We start from the raw sequence: 3,397 nt of genomic DNA on the forward strand, positions 1-3,397 counted from the left end.
ACACAAGTCGGACAGGCTCCTAGAGCAGTTGAACGTCTTTCTCGGGGCGGTCGTCGCGCTGCTGGTGCTCTGGCACATGGACGTTCAGGTGCAGGCCGGGTTGTCGTTTCACCTGCTCGGCGTGACGGCCATCACCCTGATGTTCGGCTGGTCGTTGGCTGTGATCGGGTCGGCGTTGGCCCTGCTCGGGGTGGTCATGAACGCGGGAATGGGCTGGGACGGGTTCGCGCTCAACGCCCTTCTCACCGGGGTCGTGCCGGCGAGCTTGACCCAGGTCGCCCTGATCCTGATCCGGTGGTATCTGCCCAAGCAGTTCTTCGTCTATGTGCTGGTGAACGGATTTCTGACCGCCGGCCTGGTGGGCGTGCTGACGGGTTATCTGGCGGCCTGGTTGCTGGTGGCGAGCGGTGCTTACAGCTTCGCGGATCTCAGCGAAACGGTGCTACCCTTCTTTCCTTTGATGTTCATGCCGGAGGCCTTCCTGAATGGTTGGATCTTGGCCGTGCTGGTCGCGTTCAAGCCGCAGTGGGTCTACTCCTTCAGCGATGAACAGTATCTGAAAGGTAAATAAGGGAGTTTTCGACATGGGTTGGGTCGGCACAGCCGTCGGCGGCGCCATCGGTCTGGTCGTGGGAGGTCCGGTCGGGGCGGTGTTCGGTGCGGCCTTGGGTCAGGGCGTGGATCGGGGCTGGATCGGCGGCCCGCGACGCCCGGCCTTCACGGGTGCGCAACGGGCGCGGGTCCAAGCGCGTTTCTTCGAGACGACCTTCTTGGTGATGGGTCATGTCGCCAAGGCCGACGGGCGTGTCAGCGAGGCCGAGGTCGCCCTGGCGCGCTCCGTGATGGATCGGATGTCTTTGGGCGCCGACCAGCGACGCGTGGCGATCGATCTCTTCAACAAAGGCAAGTCGCCCGACTTCGATCTGGCGGGCGCCATCGCGGCGCTGAAGGCCGTCTGTACGAGTCAGCGGACCTTGATTCACCTGTTCCTCGAGGTACAGCTCCTGACCGCCTACGTAGACGGCGCTCCGACGCCGGACCAGCGGCGCGCGCTCGAGACCATTCGGCGCGGGCTCAATGTCTCGGTCTTCGCCTATCGGCAGCTCGAAAACCTCCTGGTGCTTCAGCAACGCATGTATGCCGGTGCGACCGGGCAGGCCGGACGCGGCAAGTCCTCGACGGCAACGAGACCGGCGCCGCTCGCCAGCGCCTACGCGACCCTTGGGGTCGGCTCCAAGGCGAGCGATGCGGAGATCAAGAAGGCGTATCGGCGTCTGATGAGCCAGCATCATCCGGACAAACTGATGGCGAAGGGGCTGCCGGAGGAGGCGATGCGGATGGCCTCGCAGAAGACGCAGGAGATCCGGCGTGCCTACGAGACCATCACGGAGGCCCGGGCGGCCTAGCGCGTGCGGCCGCGCGCCGAGTGAAAATCCGGCCCGCTTCGGTTAGAGTTCCGTACTTTCAACATCACAACGGATCCGGGCCGAGGCGCGTGTGCCGCGGTGAGCGAGATCTTAGGGGACAACAGCATGACGCCTGATCTGATCGCACCGTCCATCCTCTCGGCGGATTTCGCCCGGCTCGGCGAGGAGGTCGACAATGTGCTCGCCGCCGGCGCGGACATCGTCCATTTCGACGTGATGGACAACCATTACGTGCCCAACCTCACCNNGACGTGATGGACAACCATTACGTGCCGAACCTGACCATCGGCCCGCTGGTCTGCGAGGCCTTGCGCAAGCACGGCGTGACCGCACCGATCGACGTGCATTTGATGGTCAAGCCGGTCGATCGGATCATCCCGGACTTCGCCGCCGCGGGTGCGACCTACATCACCTTCCATCCGGAGGCGAGCGAGCATATCGACCGCACGCTCCAGTTGATCCGCAACGAGGGCTGCAAGGCCGGTCTGGTGTTTAACCCGGCCACCTCGCTGAGTTATCTCGACTATGTGATGGACAAGATCGACATGATCCTGCTGATGTCGGTCAACCCCGGCTTCGGCGGGCAGAGCTTCATCCCGGCGACCATGGAGAAGCTGCGCGCGGCGCGCAAGATGATCGACGCCTCCGGGTTCGACATTCGACTCGAGATCGACGGCGGCGTGAAGGCGGACAACATCGGCGCGATCAAGGCGGCGGGCGCGGACACCTTCGTCTCCGGCTCCGGGATCTTCGGCAAGGGCCGTGACAGCGATCCGCATCGCTACGACAGCATTATTCGCGAGATGCGCGAGCAGATGGCGCGCTAAACCGCGTTCGAGGCTCGGGTCGGAGTGGGAGTTTGGTCGATGCGACCGAGTCTCCCTCCGATCTTTGAGTCGACGCGGTTCAGGCACTGAAGGGCCTGAATGGCTTGTCCGATTGTGTTGTTGACCTTGGAGCCGTGAGCGCATGCTGCGACCGAAGATGATCCTGATCGATGTGGACGGCACGCTGGTGGACAGCGTCCCGGATCTGGCCTTTTGTGTCGACGCCATGATGGAGCGGCTCGGCCGTCCGCCGCATGGCGAGGCGGCCGTGCGCAATTGGGTCGGAAATGGGGTCGAGCGTCTGGTGCGTCGGGCGCTGATCGGGCAACTGGACGGCGAGCCGGACGAGGCGGATTTCGAGGCCGCGCTCCCGATCTTTCTGGAGTTCTATGCGGAGAACACCTCCAAGCGCTCGGTGCTCTATCCGGGCGTGATCGAGGGCATCGCCTTCATGAAGGGTGCGGGTTACCAGCTCGGCTGCGTGACCAACAAGGCCGCTCAGTTCACCGAGCCGTTGCTGCGTGATCTGGGGATCCGCGAGCATTTCGGCCTGGTGGTGAGCGGTGATACGCTACCGAAAAAGAAGCCGGACCCCATGCCGTTGCTGCATGCGGCACAACACTTTGGTGTCGAGCCCGCCGAGGCGCTCATGATCGGCGATTCGGTGAGCGACGTGAAGGCCGCGCGTGCCGCGGGCTTCGGGATCATCTGCATGAGCTACGGCTACAATCACGGACAAGACATCCGCGAGGCCAAGCCGGACGCGGTAATCGACTCCATGGTCGAGCTGACGGGTCTTCTGGCCGCGTAATCCGTTGGTCTCGGAGGGTGGCGAAAGCGAAACCCATCCTCTAAACCGCGTCCAGAGCGACATGCGTTATTCTCATGTTGTGTCGGACTCAAGGATTTTTCCGGCCTTTTTGGAGGCGCGGTTTAGACCGCTCTAGTGCAGCACGGCAGATGTGTCGAGACTGTTCATTGTCGTTGTCGACCATCGATACAACAACGAAAATGATTTTGTACGCTCTCGGAATCTCTGCACTGCACCACTCACCATTCACCACTTAATGAGAACCGGGACGATGCGAGCGATGAACGGGTGGCGATGGCGAGGTTGAGACCATCCCATTATACACAACTTTG

Annotated in this window: 3 protein-coding genes and 1 pseudogene; all 4 read left to right on the forward strand. The window is 62.7% G+C overall.

Features of this window, described 5'->3' with window-relative positions; translation table 11 throughout:
• On the forward strand, window positions 1-571 hold a 571-nt coding region (locus B4N44_RS05755; RefSeq protein WP_296697852.1), incomplete at its 5' end, for an energy-coupling factor ABC transporter permease.
• A 13-nt stretch (window positions 572-584) separates the two neighbouring features.
• Entirely contained in the window at window positions 585-1,406 is an 822-nt protein-coding gene (gene djlA / locus B4N44_RS05760) for a co-chaperone DjlA (RefSeq protein WP_296697855.1), read from the forward strand.
• Between the two features lie 126 nt (window positions 1,407-1,532).
• Window positions 1,533-2,254, forward strand: a pseudogene (gene rpe, locus B4N44_RS05765) (ribulose-phosphate 3-epimerase).
• 142 nt (window positions 2,255-2,396) lie between these two features.
• Complete coding sequence (locus tag B4N44_RS05770) at window positions 2,397-3,065, forward strand: phosphoglycolate phosphatase (protein WP_296697859.1); 669 nt, start codon at window positions 2,397-2,399, stop codon at window positions 3,063-3,065.
• Window positions 3,066-3,397 lie beyond the last annotated feature (332 nt).

The sequence above is a fragment of the Thiocapsa sp. UBA6158 genome (genome assembly GCF_002423035.1).
Lineage (GTDB): Bacteria > Pseudomonadota > Gammaproteobacteria > Chromatiales > Chromatiaceae > Thiocapsa.